Genomic DNA, 17,283 nt, shown 5'->3' with positions numbered 1-17,283 from the left:
CTTGCTAACTAGGTCCATAAAAATAATAAACAAATACTAATAATTTTAGTATTTTAACTGGATCCTGTGGTCAAGCCACGGGATGACAGAGATGAAATTGATCTGTAGAAGCCAAGGATTGCATCAGTTTTGTAAAAAATACTCTCACTTTTGACAGAGGTTTCGTGGCGTTTTACTATTTCGGTTATGGTTCTATATTAACTTCCAAAAAGTCAATTAAACTTTACTTCAGGTGGTAATGACATTAATATTGCCTCAACATTTCCATCGGTCATTAAGCCGAATTTAGTACCGCGGTCATATAGCAAATTAAATTCTACATATCTACCCCGCCTTATAAGTTGGTATTCTTTCTGCTCAGTTGTCCAAGGTAAAAATAACTTACTTCCAACGATTTCAGGATATACCGACAATAAAGCTCTACCTACATCCTGCGTAAAAGCAAAATCCTGTTCAAAATTATCACTATTTAAGTAATCATAGAATATTCCGCCTACTCCTCTCGGCTCTTTTCGATGCTTTAGATAAAAATATTCGTCACATTGCTTTTTGAATTTAGGATAATAGCTAGAATCATACTTATCGCACGCTTCTTTAAAAGCTGTATGAAACTTTGTAGTTTCGTTTTCTTCCGGATAAAAAGGTGTTAAATCGCCACCGCCTCCAAACCAACTTTTAGAAGTCTCTATATAACGAGTATTGAAATGCATGGCAGGAATTAGCGGCGATTTAAGATGTGCGACTAATGAAATGCCTGTTGCAAAGAATTTCCCGTCTAGCTCTGCTCCTGGAATTTCACTACGGAATTCGGGAGAAAATTCACCGAATACGGTAGATATATTAACCCCGACTTTTTCAAATACTTCTCCTTTCATGAGAGACATAATACCGCCGCCACCGCCGTTACGTTGCCAGCTTGTACGTACAAACTTAGCTGGTTTTAAACCTTTTGTCTGTGCATATTCTTCTTCGATTTTTTCAAATTCTTTGCACAATAAATCACGTAAATTAGTAAACCAATTACTTGTTATTTCTTTATTTTCTATTTTCATAATTATTAAGCAACGATTTAATTACTTTCCTCATCATATACATAATCACTAAAAATACAGCAGTAATGATCATGATATAAAAAGCCGGAGCATAAAATAAACCTGTATGCTCTACAAGCCAACGGGAAATAATAGGTGAAGTTCCGCCGAATATCGCTATTGCAAAATTGTAGCTGAAAGCAACACCAGTGAATCTTTGTTCTGCCGTAAACAAGGATATAACGAATATATAAGCCGTACCTGCTATACTTCCTGCGAGCATACCAAGTATTGTAAGAGCTATGATTTGTTGCCACATCTCTTCTGCTGACATAAGTAACATGGTCGGTAAAATCAATATCAAGATAGCAACACCAACAAGCATTGCCATTTTAAATTTTCCGATAATATCGGCAGTACCGCCGGCAAGCGGCATCGCTATCATTGCAATAAATGAACTATACGCTAAATATGATAAAGCAATAGTATTGCTAAGATGCATTACATTATAATAGAAAACATTTATATAAGTTTTTACTAAATACATAACACTGCTAGCAATAGCACCTATACACATAGTTAAAAACATCGATCTCCAAGCAGTTCTAATTACATTGGAAAAAGGTGCTTTAAGAACTTGTTTCTTTTTCTCAAGCATTTTAAAAATCGGTGTTTCCGATACACGTAATCGCAAGTAAAATCCGGCAAGACCCATAAATCCGCCAAGTAGGAAAGCAAAACGCCAAGCAAAATCTATATGCGAAAAATAACACTCAATTATAATACCGATAAATGTTGCAATTAAAGTACCTGCGATATTTGAACCATGTACTAACCCTGCCGTAAAACCGGCTCTTAAGTTTTGACGATGTTCAAGGATAAAAATAGCCGCTCCCGTCCCTTCACCGCTAATACATAAACCTTGAATAAGCCGCATTATAACTAAAGTTATAGGGGCATAAATTCCAATACTTGCATATGAGGGTATAAGACCCATAATAAAGGTCGGAATAGTCATACCTAGCATCGAGATTATTAATGCGATACGTCTACCGTATCTATCACCTATATAACCGAATAATATACCTCCTATCGGTCTTGTCAGAAAGCCGACCGCAAATACTCCAAGGCTTAGAAGAGTTTTAATGAATTCTGATTCACCTGGAAAAAAAACTTGTCCAATAATCAACGAAAAAACTGAATATACCGTAAAATCATAATATTCGAGTACATTACCTGAAATAGCAGATAAAAAAATGAACCTAGACCTATTCATCGGGCTTTAAATAACTTAATTACTAATTAGTTATTATAGACGAGTTACTTCATTTATAAAGTGTAAAGTTTTGAAATATCATTTAAACTAATTGGGACAAGAAAGTTTTAGCAGAAACGATTACAGGATAATTATAACTGAAGCAATCAATTTCCTTATATTCCATGTTAAGTACTACTTGAAAGGCAATGTAGAAGTCAAGATTTAATCTTACAGACATTATAAAAATTATATCTGAATGTCTGATAAGTTATGACTGTCAGATGAGTATTCAAGATATAAGATTTCGTTATTCTTTTCAACAGCTAACTTTTTACTATCCATAAAAGTCTGCATAGGTGTTTTTCCATAGCAATATTTACCGGAATGCGGTCTTTCATTATTATAATATTCTAGCCAAATATCAAGATCTAGTTGTAGATCATCAAGATCAGTATAGATCTTTTTACGCATAGCAGTATCAAAGAATTCTTGTTTCATAGTTTTATTAAAACGTTCACACATACCATTTGTTTGAGGAGAATATGCTTTAGTAGTAGTATGCTCAATACCCTCAATGCTTAAGAACAATTCAAAAGCATGATGTTCTATATTACCTTTATACTCACCACCTCTATCAGTTAAAATACGAAGTACTGGTATTTGCTGACTCTCATACCATGGTAACACTCTATCATTAAGCATGTCAGCAGCGGTAAGTGCTGTTTTATCAGTATATAGTTTAGCCTCTGCAACCCGAGTGTAACTATCAATAAACACTTGAGAATATACCTTGCCTATGCCTTTAAAATTACCTACATAATATGTGTCTTGGCATCCTAGATAACCTGGATGCTGTGTATCAATCTCACCATGAGCTTCTTTCTCGCTACGCCGTTTCTCTAATACTTGTAACTGAGCTTCGGTAAGAACAATACCATCCTGAGCCATTTTGGCTTCTAATGCTTTAAGTCTTTTATTGATATTATTTAAATCATTACGTAGCCAAATAGATCTAACTCCTCCAGGTGATACAAGAATACCAGTCTTTTTAAGCTCATTTGATACTCGCAGCTGACCATAAGCGGGGTATTCTATTGCCATATCTAATACTGCTCTCTCTACGGCAGGATCAACTCTATTCGCTATAATTGGCTTCTTCCGACTAATCTCATATAATGCTTCTTCTCCTCCTGTTTCATATAACTCTTTAAACCTATAATAACTGTCTCTACTGTAACCCATAGCTTTACATGCTGACGATATACTACCAAGACTCCTAGCTATTTTTGTAATAGTTGAGATTTAATCTTACATTTAGTAAAATTAAGATAATATTAAATGGAGGATTAGAGATGAATCTAAATCAAAAAATAATAAAGCCAAAAATAGGATTACTAGAATTAGCTAGGAGTCTTGGTAGTATATCGTCAGCATGTAAAGCTATGGGTTACAGTAGAGACAGTTATTATAGGTTTAAAGAGTTATATGAAACAGGAGGAGAAGAAGCGTTATATGAGATTAGTCGGAAGAAGCCAATTATAGCGAATAGAGTTGATCCTGCCGTAGAGAGAGCAGTATTAGATATGGCAATAGAATACCCCGCTTATGGTCAGCTGCGAGTATCAAATGAGCTTAAAAAGACTGGTATTCTTGTATCACCTGGAGGAGTTAGATCTATTTGGCTACGTAATGATTTAAATAATATCAATAAAAGACTTAAAGCATTAGAAGCCAAAATGGCTCAGGATGGTATTGTTCTTACCGAAGCTCAGTTACAAGTATTAGAGAAACGGCGTAGCGAGAAAGAAGCTCATGGTGAGATTGATACACAGCATCCAGGTTATCTAGGATGCCAAGACACATATTATGTAGGTAATTTTAAAGGCATAGGCAAGGTATATTCTCAAGTGTTTATTGATAGTTACACTCGGGTTGCAGAGGCTAAACTATATACTGATAAAACAGCACTTACCGCTGCTGACATGCTTAATGATAGAGTGTTACCATGGTATGAGAGTCAGCAAATACCAGTACTTCGTATTTTAACTGATAGAGGTGGTGAGTATAAAGGTAATATAGAACATCATGCTTTTGAATTGTTCTTAAGCATTGAGGGTATTGAGCATACTACTACTAAAGCATATTCTCCTCAAACAAATGGTATGTGTGAACGTTTTAATAAAACTATGAAACAAGAATTCTTTGATACTGCTATGCGTAAAAAGATCTATACTGATCTTGATGATCTACAACTAGATCTTGATATTTGGCTAGAATATTATAATAATGAAAGACCGCATTCCGGTAAATATTGCTATGGAAAAACACCTATGCAGACTTTTATGGATAGTAAAAAGTTAGCTGTTGAAAAGAATAACGAAATCTTATATCTTGAATACTCATCTGACAGTCATAACTTATCAGACATTCAGATATAATTTTTATAATGTCTGTAAGATTAAATCTTGACTTCTACAGCTAATTCTAGTAATCCTATTTTTGGCTTTATTATTTTTTGATTTAGATTCATCTCTAATCCTCCATTTAATATTATCTTAATTTTACTAAATGTAAGATTAAATCTCAACTATTACAGAAGTTTTAGCTTCAACTAACATCTATGGTTTGTTATTTTTTGTTACTAAAAAATCTATTTCTTTCTTTTGTTTATCTCTAATAAAATATAATTCATATTCACCAAATCCTAAATCACTCCAAAAATGACAGAATTTTAATAAATGATTTGCAATAAAATTTTCATATCTTACTCTCATATCTTCTATAAGCGACCAGTCCCATAGATATATTTTTGGCTCTTGTATTAAACTTCTTGGGATATTATTTGACCATGGATAAATACGATAACTATAAAAAAACGACTCAAATGACTCAGGCCATCTTGTAATGGTTGGAATCGACACTTTAATTTTATTTGCAAGAGAGCTATAAGATGCTTGCCTCCTATAGAGGAAGTCAAAAAGCTCCCTAAGGCTTCCATTTGAGATAACTCTTGGATTTGTGTTAACCCTCTAATATCTTCTTTAAAAAGCTGAGTATTTTTAGTTTTCTTCCATCTATGCCAAAATGTGGAAGAATTCTTAAGATAAGGATCAGGAAAACCACCAAATTTAAATAAGGATTCAAATTGTTCTTCAGATATTTTTTTTGGTAGATTTATTTCTTTGGTTAGACTACTAAAATTTTTTATTACTTCAGCTAGTGTCAAAGGGTGCATACGATATGGGAAATATCTTCCCATCATACTATCACCACCTTTTTTATATACTCCAAGCTTTGAGCTGCCGGTAACTATAATGTGAGCTTGTTCTCCACAAACATCATAAAATCCTTTTAAAAAAGTTTGCTAGTTTGAGAATTTATGTAATTCATCAAAAATCACGATAGGGTTATTTTGATCCGGAATATGTAGATTTATAAAATCCGCTATTGCTGTTGTTCCTTTTAAAATTAGCAAACGAGCCTTTTCTTCATCCCAATTTAAGTAGTAATTTTTATCTATTACTTTTTAGCTAAAGTAGTTTTACCGACTTGACGGGCTCCTTCTATAAAAATCATTTACCTATTTTCTTGCAAGTGATTTTTTATTACTAATTCATAAATCCTTTTCATATATTTATTATGACCATTATAACATGCATATTAATTTGGTCATAACTATTATAATATACACGTTATAATGGTCAAGTACTTATAACCTAGTTATCTATCTAGTGGGAACTACTGGGATTCCCACTTTTGTAAGTTTAGCACCTTTTGGCTTTTTAATTCCTGCGAATTTTTGGTCTTCTTGTTGTTTTCGTAGTTTTTCTCCTATTTTTGCAGCTTCTCTGCTACCTTTAAGAGCATTTTTTACGGGCTTTGTGTTAAGATTCGTAACACCTTTTGAAATCTTAATATCTTCATCTTTATCAAAATATCTTATGTCTGTAGCAGTACTTAAATGATAAACTCCACTACTTTTTTGTATAAACTGATTTTGATTTTGTAAAGCTTTGCCTTCTAAATCTAAGAATTTACCATTTTTTTCAATAGCAAATACTTTTCCATTTTTTTTTGAAGAATAGTTTCATCAAGCTTAATATTCTTATCTAATACTACTTTTCCAAAATCACCTACCTCACCAATTTTTGTACCACTAAGATCATATGCGTAAAGTTTTTCTTCATGGAAATCTAAGTTGTTTAAAAAATTCTTTATGGAATTCTTATCATTAGTAAAATTGCCTGATTCATAAGTACCTATAATTTTCTCTTCTTTGCTTACTACTTTTTCCGTATATTTTTCTTCTTTAATAACTTTTTTAGTATTTTTAATAATTCCAAGATAAGCTAGAGCTTTTTTAAACTTACCCAAATTACGCTTTACCTCAACTTCTACGGGTCTAGAAAATTCTTTTTCTTTTACTTCTTCAACCTCCCCTATAACTAACTGCCCATCTATAGGTCTACCCAGTTTATCTTTAAAATGAATTAATTTGGCATTTTTTACTCTATTTAATTCAATTTCTTCAGTTTGAAAATGTAGATGTTTTTTTCTAGCATAAATTCCTCCTTGAATAAATTTTGAGTTATTTCAAGTGTAAAGGAGTAAATTAAATTTTTGCAAGAAGTTTTTATTGTTAGTTATTTCTCAATAACTAACAAATATTAAGAATTAAAAACTACTGTGCCGTCCAGCCCCCATCTATCAAGAGTCCACTACCTGTTATTGATGATGCTTTTTCATCACATAAGAATATTACTAAGTTTGCTATTTCATCAGCTTCTACAAATTTTTTCGTAGCTTGAGATTTTAAAATTACATCTCTTAGTGTCGATTCCTCACTGATATGTCTAGCTTTAGCAGTATCTGCTATTTGATTCCTGACTAAGGGAGTATTAACGTAACCGGGGCAGATAGCATTAACCGTAATATTATTCTCAGCCACTTCTAAAGCAACGGTTTTGGTAAGCCCAAGGATACCATGCTTGCTGCTACATATGCCGACTTAAAGGGTGATGCGACATATGCGTGAGCGGAAGCGATGTTAACAATCCGCCCGAAGCCATTTTTTTTCATAATTGGTATTGCGTATTTTGTGGTATAGAACGAGGCTATTAAATCTATACGCAAAATTTGTTCCCATTTATCTTCAGGAAATTCATCGATAGGAGCAACATGCTGAATACCGGCATTATTTACTAATATGTCTATTTTGCCGAATTCTTTTATTATTCTCTCAAACATAGAAAATATTTCTTCAGGTTCTGCCAAATTTGTTCCTTGATAAAACACGCTACTTGCACCAAGCTCTTTCAATTCTGCTAAAATTCTGGCTACTTCCGTCTCTTTTGCAAAACCGTTAATAACTATTTTAGACTCAAGTTTTGCGAAATGTTTTGCTATCTCAAGTCCGATACCGCTAGTAGAACCGGTAATAACTGCTACTTTGTCTTTCATTTTCACCTCCTACCGTGTGTAATAACCGTGACTTGTACCAGCTACATCGTCATTGCGGGCAGCCGTAGGCTGCGTGGCAATCTCATGAAGTAATAACAAAACTCCTGAGATTACTTCGTCAATTACTGTGCAGTTTCCTCGCAATGACGATTTAGCCGATACAAGCCACGGCATGACATAGTTAATCAAGTATTATTTGTCTTTTATTTAAAAGTAACTTATATTAGATTTTACTTAAAGAAATAATGTATATACTCGTTTAATTTGAAAAATTGGCATTGTCGTTCTACAAGGGCTACGGTACTCACATATTAATATATGCTCCGTTCCTCGCCTTGTGAACTCCTAGCTCTTTTCCAAATTAAACTTCGTCTACTCTTCATTTTAATTAGAGTATAATTTATGGAAATTGTTAATAGTGTTGATGTATCTGTATCTTGTCAAGGCAAAGAATATCCATATGACCATCCAAAAGTTTATTTAGAGATTGATAAAGAGAAAAAGGAAGTTATCTGTCCGTATTGTAGCAAGAAATTTAAACTAGTAACAAATGTAATAGTTGAGATTTAATCTTACATTTAGTAAAATTAAGATAATATTAAATGGAGGATTAGAGATGAATCTAAATCAAAAAATAATAAAGCCAAAAATAGGATTACTAGAATTAGCTAGGAGTCTTGGTAGTATATCGTCAGCATATAAAGCTATGGGTTACAGTAGAGACAGTTATTATAGGTTTAAAGAGTTATATGAAACAGGAGGAGAAGAAGCATTATATGAGATTAGTCGGAAGAAGCCAATTATAGCGAATAGAGTTGATCCTGCCGTAGAGAGAGCAGTATTAGATATGGCAATAGAATACCCCGCTTATGGTCAGCTGCGAGTATCAAATGAGCTTAAAAAGACTGGTATTCTTGTATCACCTGGAGGAGTTAGATCTATTTGGCTACGTAATGATTTAAATAATATCAATAAAAGACTTAAAGCATTAGAAGCCAAAATGGCTCAGGATGGTATTGTTCTTACCGAAGCTCAGTTACAAGTATTAGAGAAACGGCGTAGCGAGAAAGAAGCTCATGGTGAGATTGATACACAGCATCCAGGTTATCTAGGATGCCAAGACACATATTATGTAGGTAATTTTAAAGGCATAGGCAAGGTATATTCTCAAGTGTTTATTGATAGTTACACTCGGGTTGCAGAGGCTAAACTATATACTGATAAAACAGCACTTACCGCTGCTGACATGCTTAATGATAGAGTGTTACCATGGTATGAGAGTCAGCAAATACCAGTACTTCGTATTTTAACTGATAGAGGTGGTGAGTATAAAGGTAATATAGAACATCATGCTTTTGAATTGTTCTTAAGCATTGAGGGTATTGAGCATACTACTACTAAAGCATATTCTCCTCAAACAAATGGTATGTGTGAACGTTTTAATAAAACTATGAAACAAGAATTCTTTGATACTGCTATGCGTAAAAAGATCTATACTGATCTTGATGATCTACAACTAGATCTTGATATTTGGCTAGAATATTATAATAATGAAAGACCGCATTCCGGTAAATATTGCTATGGAAAAACACCTATGCAGACTTTTATGGATAGTAAAAAGTTAGCTGTTGAAAAGAATAACGAAATCTTATATCTTGAATACTCATCTGACAGTCATAACTTATCAGACATTCAGATATAATTTTTATAATGTCTGTAAGATTAAATCTTGACTTCTACAGATTTCAAAACTCCTGATTTCTCTATTTGCGGCTATACTAGTATCCCGACATATAATAGAGCTTCAAGTGAAGATCAGTTTTTATTTATCAATAATAGACCGGTAAAAGATAAGTTGCTACAAGTAGCTTTAAGGGTAGCATATCAAGATTATTTAGCTCGTGATCGTTATCCGCTATGTGCTATATTCTTACAAATTGATCCACAACTTGTTGATGTTAATGTACATCCGGCAAAAGCAGAGGTTAGGTTTCATGATCCGAATTATGTACGAAACTTATTAATAGAAGCAATTAAAAATGCTTTAACGAATAAAAGCCATGTTACTTCTACTACTATTGCCTCTGATGCTCTTCAGTTATTTAAAAATCCTTTAGCTAACAAACAACCGTCAGTAAGTAAAGCTGTAAGCGTGAATAGTAAACCGACAGATTATAGACCTGCTATGTCACCTAGTTTTAAATCTACGCCAAATACTGCTTGTCAGAAGCTAATTGATACGCTACCACATGCTAAAATAGAACAAGAAGTAGAAAGACGTATAGAACATGAGCAGCAAAGCCATAAACAATATAAGCTTGGGGCAGCTAAAGCACAACTTCATACTACTTATATTATTTCACAAACCGAAGATAGTATAGTAATTACCGACCAGCATGCAGCACATGAACGTTTAGGATACGAAAAAATAAAAGATTACCTTAAAACGGAAGAGTTAATAAAACAGCGTTTGCTTATTCCTGAGATAGTAGAACTGCCAAGTGAAAGAAAAGCAGATTGTTTATATGAAAATAGAGAAAAACTATATAAACTTGGTTTAACTCTAGAAAAATTCGGTGAGAAATCTATTATAGTGACTGAAATTCCAAATATCCTTGGAGATGTAAACGTACAAAAGTTAATTCAGGATCTCGCTGATCATTTATCGGATTTCGGTGAGAATATAGCTTTGACGGAGTTAATAGAGCATGTGACAGAAACTTATGCCTGTCATTATTCTATTAGAGCAGGACGAAAATTATCGGCAGATGAAATGAATGCCTTATTGCGTCAAATGGAAAATACGCCGTTTTCAGGTCAATGTAATCACGGCAGACCTACTTAATATTGAGTTAAAGCTTAAGGATATCGAACGCTTATTTGGACAGTAACTCGTTTAATTTGAAAAATTGGCGTCACTGCGAACGACCGTAAGGAGTGCGGCAATCTCAGGACATTAAAACTAGATTGCCACGCAGCCTACGGCTGCTCGCAAAGACGCATCTCTCTTTATTTTACAATGCCTAGTTTTTACTTGACTATTTTTCAATTTCGTTTTATTCTGCTTTTCTTGAGTAATAATAAAATAATATCTTGATTTAAGGTGTCAGCTAATGGCAAAGAAAAATAAAAATGTTTTGGTAAGGCTAGTAAGTACTGCCGGCACAGGTGTTTTTTGGGTAAAAAAACGTAATCCGAAAACCCAAACCGAGAAGCTTTCTTTTCGTAAGTATGATAAAGTAGTTAGAAAACATGTTCTTTTTAAAGAAGAAAAAATAAAATAATTGTAAGTAATATATGGCAGTAAAAATTCGTTTAGCTAGAGGCGGTGCTAAAAAGCGTCCTTTTTACCGTGTAGTAGTAGCTAACGCAACAGCACCTCGTGACGGTGACTTTTTAGAAAAAGTCGGAACTTATAATCCAATGCTTGCTTCAGATAATAGTGAGCGCGTGGTTTTAAAAAAAGATCGTATAGAATATTGGCTTGGCACCGGTGCTAAACCAACTGAACGAGTCGCAAAATTTATTGAGCAAGCAGGCGTTACTCTTCCTGAGAAAGTTAAAAAGGAAATGGAAGTTAAAGCAAAAAACCGCAAAACTAGACCAAATAAAAAGGAAGCTAAAGAAGCTTAATTTATAGTGTATTTTCGTCATTGCGAGGAAAAATTGAAATTTTTGACGAAGCAATCTCGTGCCAAAGTCCTGAGATTGCCACGCTCCTTGCAGTCGCCCGCAATGACGATTTTATGTCCATGCAATAACGTTTTTCCTACCAAATTATATACTTTTCTCTATAATCATATTAATATGCCGGATTAGCTCAGTGGTAGAGCAACCGCCTTGTAAGCGGTAGGTCATCAGTTCAAATCCGATATCCGGCACCATCAAAAATTTTCTTGTCATTTGTCGTATTGGGGCTATCTTTGTATAGATACCAAATCGTCATTGCGAGGAAATTTACAATAGTAAATTGACGAAGCAATCTCAGGAGTTTGTTATTATTTCATAAGATTGCCACGTCGCTTCGCTCCTCGCAATGACGGATAAACAGACCCACGCAACAATACCACGCAGGAACGACATAAGGGCCATGCAACAAAACCGTTTTTAACTAAGATTAACATCCTTTAAACTATGATAGTAATCGATAAAACATCTTATAGAGCTGTGGGGTTTGATAAACGTATTAAATTCCTAGTGCTACATTATACACAGTGTGATTTTAAGCAGTCTTTAGATTTTCTAACCAGTGAAAAGTTAAGTAGCCATTATTTAATAAACAATGAAAACTCTGAACATATATTTCAATTAGTAGAAGAGCATGCATGACATGCTGGAGTAAGTTACTGACAAGGTCATGAGCGTATTAATGATACATCAATCGGTATTGAAATCGTAAATCCTGCATTTGAAATAAATGTAAAAAACAGTAATATAGTTTGGCTACTCTATGCGGAAAGGCAGATTAATAGTGTCATAAGTTTGTGTAGACAGATTATCGCTAGATATGATATTAAACCTACTAGAGTGGTTGGGCATTCTGATATTGCTTCAGGTAGAAAACAGGACCTTGGTTCGCTATTTCCTTGGAAACTATTATATGATAACGATATTGGAGCATGGTATGATGAGCAAATTTTTAACAAGCTATTGCCTCAAGTCGACATAACCGATATTGCAGCAATTCAGCAAAAATTTATTACATACGGTTATAAACTCGAAGCTACTGGAATTTTAGATTCTAAAATGAAAGATGTTATAATTTCGTTTCAAATACATTTTCGCCCTAGTAATTTTTCCGGCGATTTGGATGCTGAAACCATAGTAATTTTAGATGCCTTAATATTAAAATATAATCTGAATTAATATGACAAGATTTATAACTATATCGAATCTTATGGATTATCGAGTTACTTTGAAATTAATGGAAGATTATGTTAACAGAGTAATTAGTGATAATGAGCTGGAAATTGTTTATTTAGTCGAACATTCGGAAGTATATACAGCCGGTACTAATTATAAACAAGGAGAATTATTAAATTACGATGATATTCCGGTAATTTACACAGGACGTGGCGGTAAATTTACTTTTCATGGACCAGGTCAGCGTGTTATTTATCCAATTCTTAATTTAGCCTTACCAAATCGACACAAAGATTTAAAGCTATATATAAAAATGCTTGAAGAATGGATTATAAATAGCTTAAATTATTTTGGAATTAAAGCATATATTATTAAAGATAAAGTAGGAATTTGGGTAAAAGTAAAGAAAGGTGAATTTGCTAAAATTGCTGCAATAGGTGTTAGAGTAAGAAAATGGGTTACATATCACGGTGTAGCTATAAATATTTCAACAGATTTAAGTAAGTTTAGTGGGATTATTCCTTGTGGACTTGAAAATTCTTTAGTAACATCTTTAAATCAGTTAGGAATTCATATTGAAATGTCTGAATTTGATAAAATTATTCAAACTGAATTTGATAAAATATTTAAATGATCAGAAAATTTTTACTCACAATTTTAGCAATTTTTGCTCTTTGGGTCGGTGGTCTTGGTTATTATTTATATTTAATAAATTCTTATAAGCTTAATAGTAATACCACTAATGCAATAATAGTATTTGCAGGAGGAGGACATAAAATTGAAACTGGTATTGCTTTGCTTAAAGCAGGCTATGCACCTATATTATTTATTACCGGTATAGAATCTACAGAGCAATTAAAAAATTTGTTAAAGGAACGTAATGTTATAGAACAGCAGGTAATACTTGCTCCGAATAAAATGATGTCCGAAGAAGATAATATTAAGAAAGCGGTTGATTTTATTGTAACTTACAATCTTACTTCAATAATTTTAGTAGAGCATAATTATAATATACCTTTTATGCTAAATAAGCTTGAAAAAGCGATTCCTTCTTCTAATAATATCTATATAGTGCCATATCCTGTTTTTTTCAAACAAAAGTATGATGTGTTATTAAAATCCTATCATCGTTATTTAATGAGTATAGTAAACTGATCCCCGCTTTGTGCTTCGTTGTTAGTATTGTTGTGCGGATCAATTTTATCTCTGTCATCCCGTGGCCCTTCCACGGAATCCAGTAAAAATACTAAAATTATTAGTATTTTTTATTGTTTTTGGGTTACGTGGGTTTTATCGGTCCACGCGACAATGTCTTTGTTGTTCGTTGGCTTGCCTATTATAGACTTCGCTCCTCACGCCCGTCACAAAATGGATCTGTTACTCAAGGTAGAGCTTCTTAGGTTCTTTACTCTTTGCTAGTACAATATTTTAGAACGGCTACGCCAAATAATGCAGAAATTAAAGAGCCTATTATTACTGCAGCTCTCATAGAGTTTGAAGGACAACTACTCTCAAACGTAATACTACCTATAAATAAACTTAGGGTAAATCCAATTCCTCCAAGTATAGATATAGAATAAAATTTTAACCATGAGGTATCACTTGGTAAATTACAGAGTTTAAATTTTACAAATGGATATGAAAATAGCATAATACCTAATTGCTTACCTACAAATAAACCAAATATTATCCCGTAAACTAAAGCAAGGATTGAGTTGGAACAGGCGCCTTTAAATACAAAATATTCTAAAAGGATACCGGAATTCATAAATACAAAAAGCGGTAAAATAAAGTAATTTACAAAAGGACGAGTTAAGTTTTCAAGTTTTTTAAAAGAAGTGTTAAATTCTCCTTTTATATTAACAGGTATAAAAAGTGCTATAATAGCTCCGCATAAAGTACCGTGAATACCTGACTCCACCATACTAATCCATAATAATAAACCTACAATTATATAATAAAATATTTGTTTAACTTGTCGATAATTCAGTATAAACAAGGTGAATATAATTACAGAGGAAATTAATAATGCCGGAGTATTGATTGTTTTAGTATAAAACGAGGCTAGTATAATTAACGCAAAAGCATCGTCAATTAATGAGCAACCTATAATAAAAGCTCGCAATTCTAAAGATATACGTCGACTGAAAAAAGATAAAATACCAAGGACAAAAGCAGTATCGGTTGCTATAGGAATAGCCCATCCTTTTATTAATCCCGGTTTATCATAATTAAAAAACATGTATATTAAGGCAGGAACTAGCACACCTCCAAGGGCTGCTGCCGCAGGTAATATTAGTTTTTTTTTATTTTTATATTCACCTTCTACTAGATGAAATTTCATCTCTAAACCTATTAATAAAAAGAAGAAAGTCATGAGACCGTCATTAACCAACCCTATAAAAGTTGTTTGTAAACTTACATTTCCTATTATTAAAGAAAATTTACTGTAAATAAAAGAAGAATAATATTTTGCTAGGAAAATATTATTGCTGACAATTATTGCTAAAGTAAAAGCAATAATTAATAATACACCGGCAAAAGTACCAGATTTAATTAATTCTCTTAATTGATTATTTATGCCCATGATTTTAATATTAGTTATAACAAGCTCATAATAATAAGTTATTTAAATTCATTAAGAAAGTCAAAAATCTATATAAATTCATAGCAATAATTTATTTTTTAGTGAGATAAAAAGTTGTTTTTATACTTTTATAAACTTGTATAATAAGTGTAAGAAGATATAAATATGATATATTATGCACCTTAACTACTTAAAAGATTTGATTGGTTTTAAGTCTGTAACTCCTGAGAGTGACGGGGCTATTGAGTATATTGACGATCTACTTAAACAGCACGGCTTTAAGACCGAAATAAAAATATTCGGCGATTCTAAAAGTGAGCAAGTCACTAATCTTTATGCTGTTTTCGGTAGCAATGAGCCTAATATTTGCTTTGTTGGGCATGTAGATGTAGTGCCGGCAGGTAATCATGAGCTTTGGCATAATGTGAGTCCATTTAAGGCTAGCCAGCAAGACGGTAAGATATATGGCAGAGGTGCGGTGGATATGAAAGGGGCGATAGCATGCTTTCTAGCAGCTAGTTTAGATTTCATAAAAAATAATACCAGCTTTAAAGGTTCTATTAGTTTCTTACTTACTAGTGATGAAGAGGGAAAAGCAAAGCATGGTACTAAAGAAATGCTGCAATATATTTATGATCAAGGGCATAAAATTGATTTTGCTATTGTCGGTGAGCCTACTTGCGAAAAAGAGATAGGCGATACAATTAAAATCGGCAGAAGAGGAAGTATTAATTTTGAATTAAATATAGAAGGCTTAAGCGGGCATGTAGCTTATCCTCATAAAGCAAATAATCCGTTGCCTTGCTTAATAAAAATATTGAATGAGTTAACAAATATAAGACTTGATGAAAGGACGGAATTTTTTCAAAGTTCAAATCTTGAAGTGACGAATATCGATGTCGGTAATAATACTTCAAACGTAATTCCGACAAGTACGGAGGTATCTTTCAATATACGTTTTAATAATTTACATAATGCAGAAACTTTAGCAAAACGGGTAGAAGAAATTATTAAACGATATTGCAAAGAATATAAAGTAGATTATAAGTTAGAGTATAGTAGTTCTGCTGATAGTTTTATTCAAAATCCTAACGATAAAATAAAAGAATTTGCTAAAATAGTAGAGCATATACTTAAAATAAAGCCTGAATTCTCTACAAGCGGCGGTACGTCGGATGCAAGATTCGTCAAAAATTATTGTCCGTTAGTAGAATTCGGTTTATTATCCGAAACGGCACATAAAATAAACGAATACACAAAAATTAGCGATTTACAAAAATTATATGATGTGTATTATAATTTTTTGATGGAAATACTTTAATGTCATTCCAGCGTGGATACCAAGTCGTCATTGTGAGCAGCCATAGGCTGAGTGGCAATCTCGTCAAATCTTCTGAGATTGCTTCGTCAATTACTTTGTAATTTCCTCGCAATGACGGATAAGCCCGATCTAAGCAACAATGCTGAGCTAGGAATAACATTACCATATGCGGATGTGATGAAACTGGTAGACATGCAAGATTTAGGTTCTTGTGCCGCGAGGCGTGGGGGTTCAAGTCCCTTCATCCGTACCACTTAAATTCTCTCATAAAAAATAACATAAAATTTTTATGCAGCAATTTAGTATTTATCAAACAAGCGATGAATTGCTTCTAAAATCGATATTGCTTCTGATAGAAAAATGCCATCACTCTGATCTTAAAAGCGTGATATTAACTGCAGATGCAGATCAACAAGAAATGCTCAATAAAAATCTTTGGACTTATTCACGTAAGCAATTTATACCTCACGGTAGTAAACTTGATCCGCAGCCTGAAAAACAGCCGATTTATATTACCGATGAGTTACAAAATCCTAATAATGCTAGCGTGCTTGTTATTATTTCTCCTACGGATGTAGGAAAAATTTTACAAGCAAAAGAATATATAAGGGTTTTTAAAAGGATAATTATAATAACCGATTTACCGGAAGATTTAAAAGAATTAACGGCAAAAATAAATAAATTTACCGAGCAGGAAAATAAAATCGATTGTTTTACTCAAAATCTTCGTGGAACGTGGAATAAGGTAGAATGAGCTTAGGTC

General features: G+C 33.1%; 16 protein-coding genes, 2 tRNA genes and 4 pseudogenes. 13 read left to right on the top strand and 9 right to left on the bottom strand.

Going from position 1 to position 17,283, the window contains the following annotated elements; translation table 11 throughout:
• Window positions 1-212: 212 nt before the first annotated feature.
• The 3 genes from hemF to AC0ODJ_RS01980 form a co-directional block, all read right to left on the bottom strand.
• Window positions 213-1,052 carry an oxygen-dependent coproporphyrinogen oxidase gene (gene hemF, locus AC0ODJ_RS01990; RefSeq protein WP_218460433.1) on the bottom strand — a complete coding sequence of 280 codons (840 nt, stop codon included), beginning with the start codon at window positions 1,050-1,052 and terminating at the stop codon, window positions 213-215.
• Window positions 1,036-2,307: an MFS transporter gene (locus AC0ODJ_RS01985; RefSeq protein ID WP_218460432.1), complete on the bottom strand. Its 1,272-nt coding sequence runs from the start codon at window positions 2,305-2,307 to the stop codon at window positions 1,036-1,038. Before AC0ODJ_RS01985 ends, hemF begins: the two co-directional genes overlap by 17 nt.
• Before the next feature lie 228 nt (window positions 2,308-2,535).
• Window positions 2,536-3,591, bottom strand: a complete 1,056-nt coding sequence (locus AC0ODJ_RS01980; RefSeq protein ID WP_474465654.1) for an IS481 family transposase — start codon at window positions 3,589-3,591, stop codon at window positions 2,536-2,538.
• Window positions 3,592-3,641: 50 nt separating this feature from the next.
• On the opposite strand from AC0ODJ_RS01980, the gene AC0ODJ_RS01975 reads away from it, so the two are divergent.
• Window positions 3,642-4,727, top strand: coding sequence for an IS481 family transposase (locus AC0ODJ_RS01975; protein WP_127896995.1), 1,086 nt, complete (start codon window positions 3,642-3,644; stop codon window positions 4,725-4,727).
• 20 nt (window positions 4,728-4,747) lie between these two features.
• Here AC0ODJ_RS01975 and AC0ODJ_RS01970 read toward each other — a convergent pair whose 3' ends face one another.
• The 5 genes and pseudogenes from AC0ODJ_RS01970 to AC0ODJ_RS01950 all read right to left on the bottom strand — a co-directional run bounded on the left by AC0ODJ_RS01970 (window position 4,748) and on the right by AC0ODJ_RS01950 (window position 7,749).
• Complete coding sequence (locus tag AC0ODJ_RS01970; RefSeq protein WP_474464807.1) at window positions 4,748-4,876, bottom strand: hypothetical protein; 129 nt, start codon at window positions 4,874-4,876, stop codon at window positions 4,748-4,750.
• Window positions 4,877-4,907: 31 nt separating this feature from the next.
• Complete coding sequence (locus AC0ODJ_RS01965; RefSeq protein WP_218459947.1) at window positions 4,908-5,210, bottom strand: DUF4143 domain-containing protein; 303 nt, start codon at window positions 5,208-5,210, stop codon at window positions 4,908-4,910.
• Window positions 5,111-5,638: pseudogene (locus AC0ODJ_RS01960) on the bottom strand (ATP-binding protein); the annotation flags it as partial. The pseudogene AC0ODJ_RS01960 and the gene AC0ODJ_RS01965, both read right to left, overlap by 100 nt.
• Window positions 5,639-6,315: 677 nt before the next feature.
• Window positions 6,316-6,663 (bottom strand): hypothetical protein, encoded by a 348-nt coding sequence (locus tag AC0ODJ_RS01955; protein ID WP_474464801.1) that lies wholly within the window; start codon window positions 6,661-6,663, stop codon window positions 6,316-6,318.
• 307 nt (window positions 6,664-6,970) lie between these two features.
• Window positions 6,971-7,749 (bottom strand): annotated as a pseudogene (locus tag AC0ODJ_RS01950) (3-hydroxybutyrate dehydrogenase).
• Window positions 7,750-8,151: 402 nt separating this feature from the next.
• On the opposite strand from AC0ODJ_RS01950, the gene AC0ODJ_RS01945 reads away from it, so the two are divergent.
• From AC0ODJ_RS01945 to AC0ODJ_RS01905, 9 genes and pseudogenes are all read left to right on the top strand, one after another.
• The gene (locus AC0ODJ_RS01945; RefSeq protein ID WP_218459943.1) at window positions 8,152-8,319 is read left to right on the top strand and encodes a zinc-finger domain-containing protein; all 168 of its coding nucleotides are present in this window, start codon (window positions 8,152-8,154) and stop codon (window positions 8,317-8,319) included.
• 46 nt (window positions 8,320-8,365) lie between these two features.
• Window positions 8,366-9,451: an IS481 family transposase gene (locus AC0ODJ_RS01940; protein WP_121834048.1), complete on the top strand. Its 1,086-nt coding sequence runs from the start codon at window positions 8,366-8,368 to the stop codon at window positions 9,449-9,451.
• Window positions 9,452-9,490: 39 nt separating this feature from the next.
• Window positions 9,491-10,640 (top strand): annotated as a pseudogene (gene mutL / locus AC0ODJ_RS01935) (DNA mismatch repair endonuclease MutL); the annotation flags it as partial.
• 222 nt (window positions 10,641-10,862) lie between these two features.
• Complete coding sequence (rpmG, locus tag AC0ODJ_RS01930; protein ID WP_004997072.1) at window positions 10,863-11,033, top strand: 50S ribosomal protein L33; 171 nt, start codon at window positions 10,863-10,865, stop codon at window positions 11,031-11,033.
• A gap of 13 nt (window positions 11,034-11,046) precedes the next feature.
• Entirely contained in the window at window positions 11,047-11,382 is a 336-nt protein-coding gene (rpsP, locus tag AC0ODJ_RS01925) for a 30S ribosomal protein S16 (protein WP_218460674.1), read from the top strand.
• Between the two features lie 176 nt (window positions 11,383-11,558).
• Window positions 11,559-11,633 (top strand) — tRNA-Thr (locus tag AC0ODJ_RS01920).
• A gap of 250 nt (window positions 11,634-11,883) precedes the next feature.
• Window positions 11,884-12,615 (top strand): annotated as a pseudogene (locus tag AC0ODJ_RS01915) (N-acetylmuramoyl-L-alanine amidase).
• Window position 12,616: 1 nt separating this feature from the next.
• Entirely contained in the window at window positions 12,617-13,246 is a 630-nt protein-coding gene (lipB, locus tag AC0ODJ_RS01910; protein ID WP_218460673.1) for a lipoyl(octanoyl) transferase LipB, read from the top strand.
• Window positions 13,243-13,767 carry a YdcF family protein gene (locus tag AC0ODJ_RS01905; protein WP_218460672.1) on the top strand — a complete coding sequence of 175 codons (525 nt, stop codon included), beginning with the start codon at window positions 13,243-13,245 and terminating at the stop codon, window positions 13,765-13,767. The genes lipB and AC0ODJ_RS01905 overlap by 4 nt, the downstream gene beginning before the upstream one ends.
• A 250-nt stretch (window positions 13,768-14,017) precedes the next feature.
• On the opposite strand, the gene nhaA is transcribed toward AC0ODJ_RS01905, so the two are convergent.
• Window positions 14,018-15,199, bottom strand: coding sequence for a Na+/H+ antiporter NhaA (nhaA, locus tag AC0ODJ_RS01900; protein WP_218460671.1), 1,182 nt, complete (start codon window positions 15,197-15,199; stop codon window positions 14,018-14,020).
• A 175-nt stretch (window positions 15,200-15,374) separates the two neighbouring features.
• Here nhaA and dapE point away from each other — a divergent pair, with 175 nt between their 5' ends.
• The 3 genes from dapE (at window position 15,375) to AC0ODJ_RS01885 (ending at window position 17,274) form a co-directional block, all read left to right on the top strand.
• Window positions 15,375-16,520 carry a succinyl-diaminopimelate desuccinylase gene (gene dapE, locus AC0ODJ_RS01895; RefSeq protein WP_218460670.1) on the top strand — a complete coding sequence of 382 codons (1,146 nt, stop codon included), beginning with the start codon at window positions 15,375-15,377 and terminating at the stop codon, window positions 16,518-16,520.
• Between the two features lie 168 nt (window positions 16,521-16,688).
• Window positions 16,689-16,773 (top strand) — tRNA-Leu (locus AC0ODJ_RS01890).
• A gap of 36 nt (window positions 16,774-16,809) precedes the next feature.
• Window positions 16,810-17,274 carry a DNA polymerase III subunit chi gene (locus AC0ODJ_RS01885; protein ID WP_218460669.1) on the top strand — a complete coding sequence of 155 codons (465 nt, stop codon included), beginning with the start codon at window positions 16,810-16,812 and terminating at the stop codon, window positions 17,272-17,274.
• Window positions 17,275-17,283 lie beyond the last annotated feature (9 nt).

The sequence above is a fragment of the Rickettsia senegalensis genome, assembly GCF_056135685.1.
Note: the sequence above shows the minus strand (reverse complement) of the source record. Positions and strands in the feature narration are given on the sequence as shown.

What these genes read in the sequence shown, in the direction of transcription:
- nhaA (WP_218460671.1), bottom strand. Translation starts at nt 15,199, where the DNA reads ATGGGCATAAATAATCAATTAAGAGAATTAATTAAATCTGGTACTTTT.
- AC0ODJ_RS01985 (WP_218460432.1), bottom strand. Translation starts at nt 2,307, where the DNA reads ATGAATAGGTCTAGGTTCATTTTTTTATCTGCTATTTCAGGTAATGTA.
- AC0ODJ_RS01975 (WP_127896995.1), top strand. Translation starts at nt 3,642, where the DNA reads ATGAATCTAAATCAAAAAATAATAAAGCCAAAAATAGGATTACTAGAA.
- rpmG (WP_004997072.1), top strand. Translation starts at nt 10,863, where the DNA reads ATGGCAAAGAAAAATAAAAATGTTTTGGTAAGGCTAGTAAGTACTGCC.
- AC0ODJ_RS01905 (WP_218460672.1), top strand. Translation starts at nt 13,243, where the DNA reads ATGATCAGAAAATTTTTACTCACAATTTTAGCAATTTTTGCTCTTTGG.
- dapE (WP_218460670.1), top strand. Translation starts at nt 15,375, where the DNA reads ATGCACCTTAACTACTTAAAAGATTTGATTGGTTTTAAGTCTGTAACT.
- hemF (WP_218460433.1), bottom strand. Translation starts at nt 1,052, where the DNA reads ATGAAAATAGAAAATAAAGAAATAACAAGTAATTGGTTTACTAATTTA.
- rpsP (WP_218460674.1), top strand. Translation starts at nt 11,047, where the DNA reads ATGGCAGTAAAAATTCGTTTAGCTAGAGGCGGTGCTAAAAAGCGTCCT.
- AC0ODJ_RS01885 (WP_218460669.1), top strand. Translation starts at nt 16,810, where the DNA reads ATGCAGCAATTTAGTATTTATCAAACAAGCGATGAATTGCTTCTAAAA.
- AC0ODJ_RS01945 (WP_218459943.1), top strand. Translation starts at nt 8,152, where the DNA reads ATGGAAATTGTTAATAGTGTTGATGTATCTGTATCTTGTCAAGGCAAA.
- AC0ODJ_RS01940 (WP_121834048.1), top strand. Translation starts at nt 8,366, where the DNA reads ATGAATCTAAATCAAAAAATAATAAAGCCAAAAATAGGATTACTAGAA.
- lipB (WP_218460673.1), top strand. Translation starts at nt 12,617, where the DNA reads ATGACAAGATTTATAACTATATCGAATCTTATGGATTATCGAGTTACT.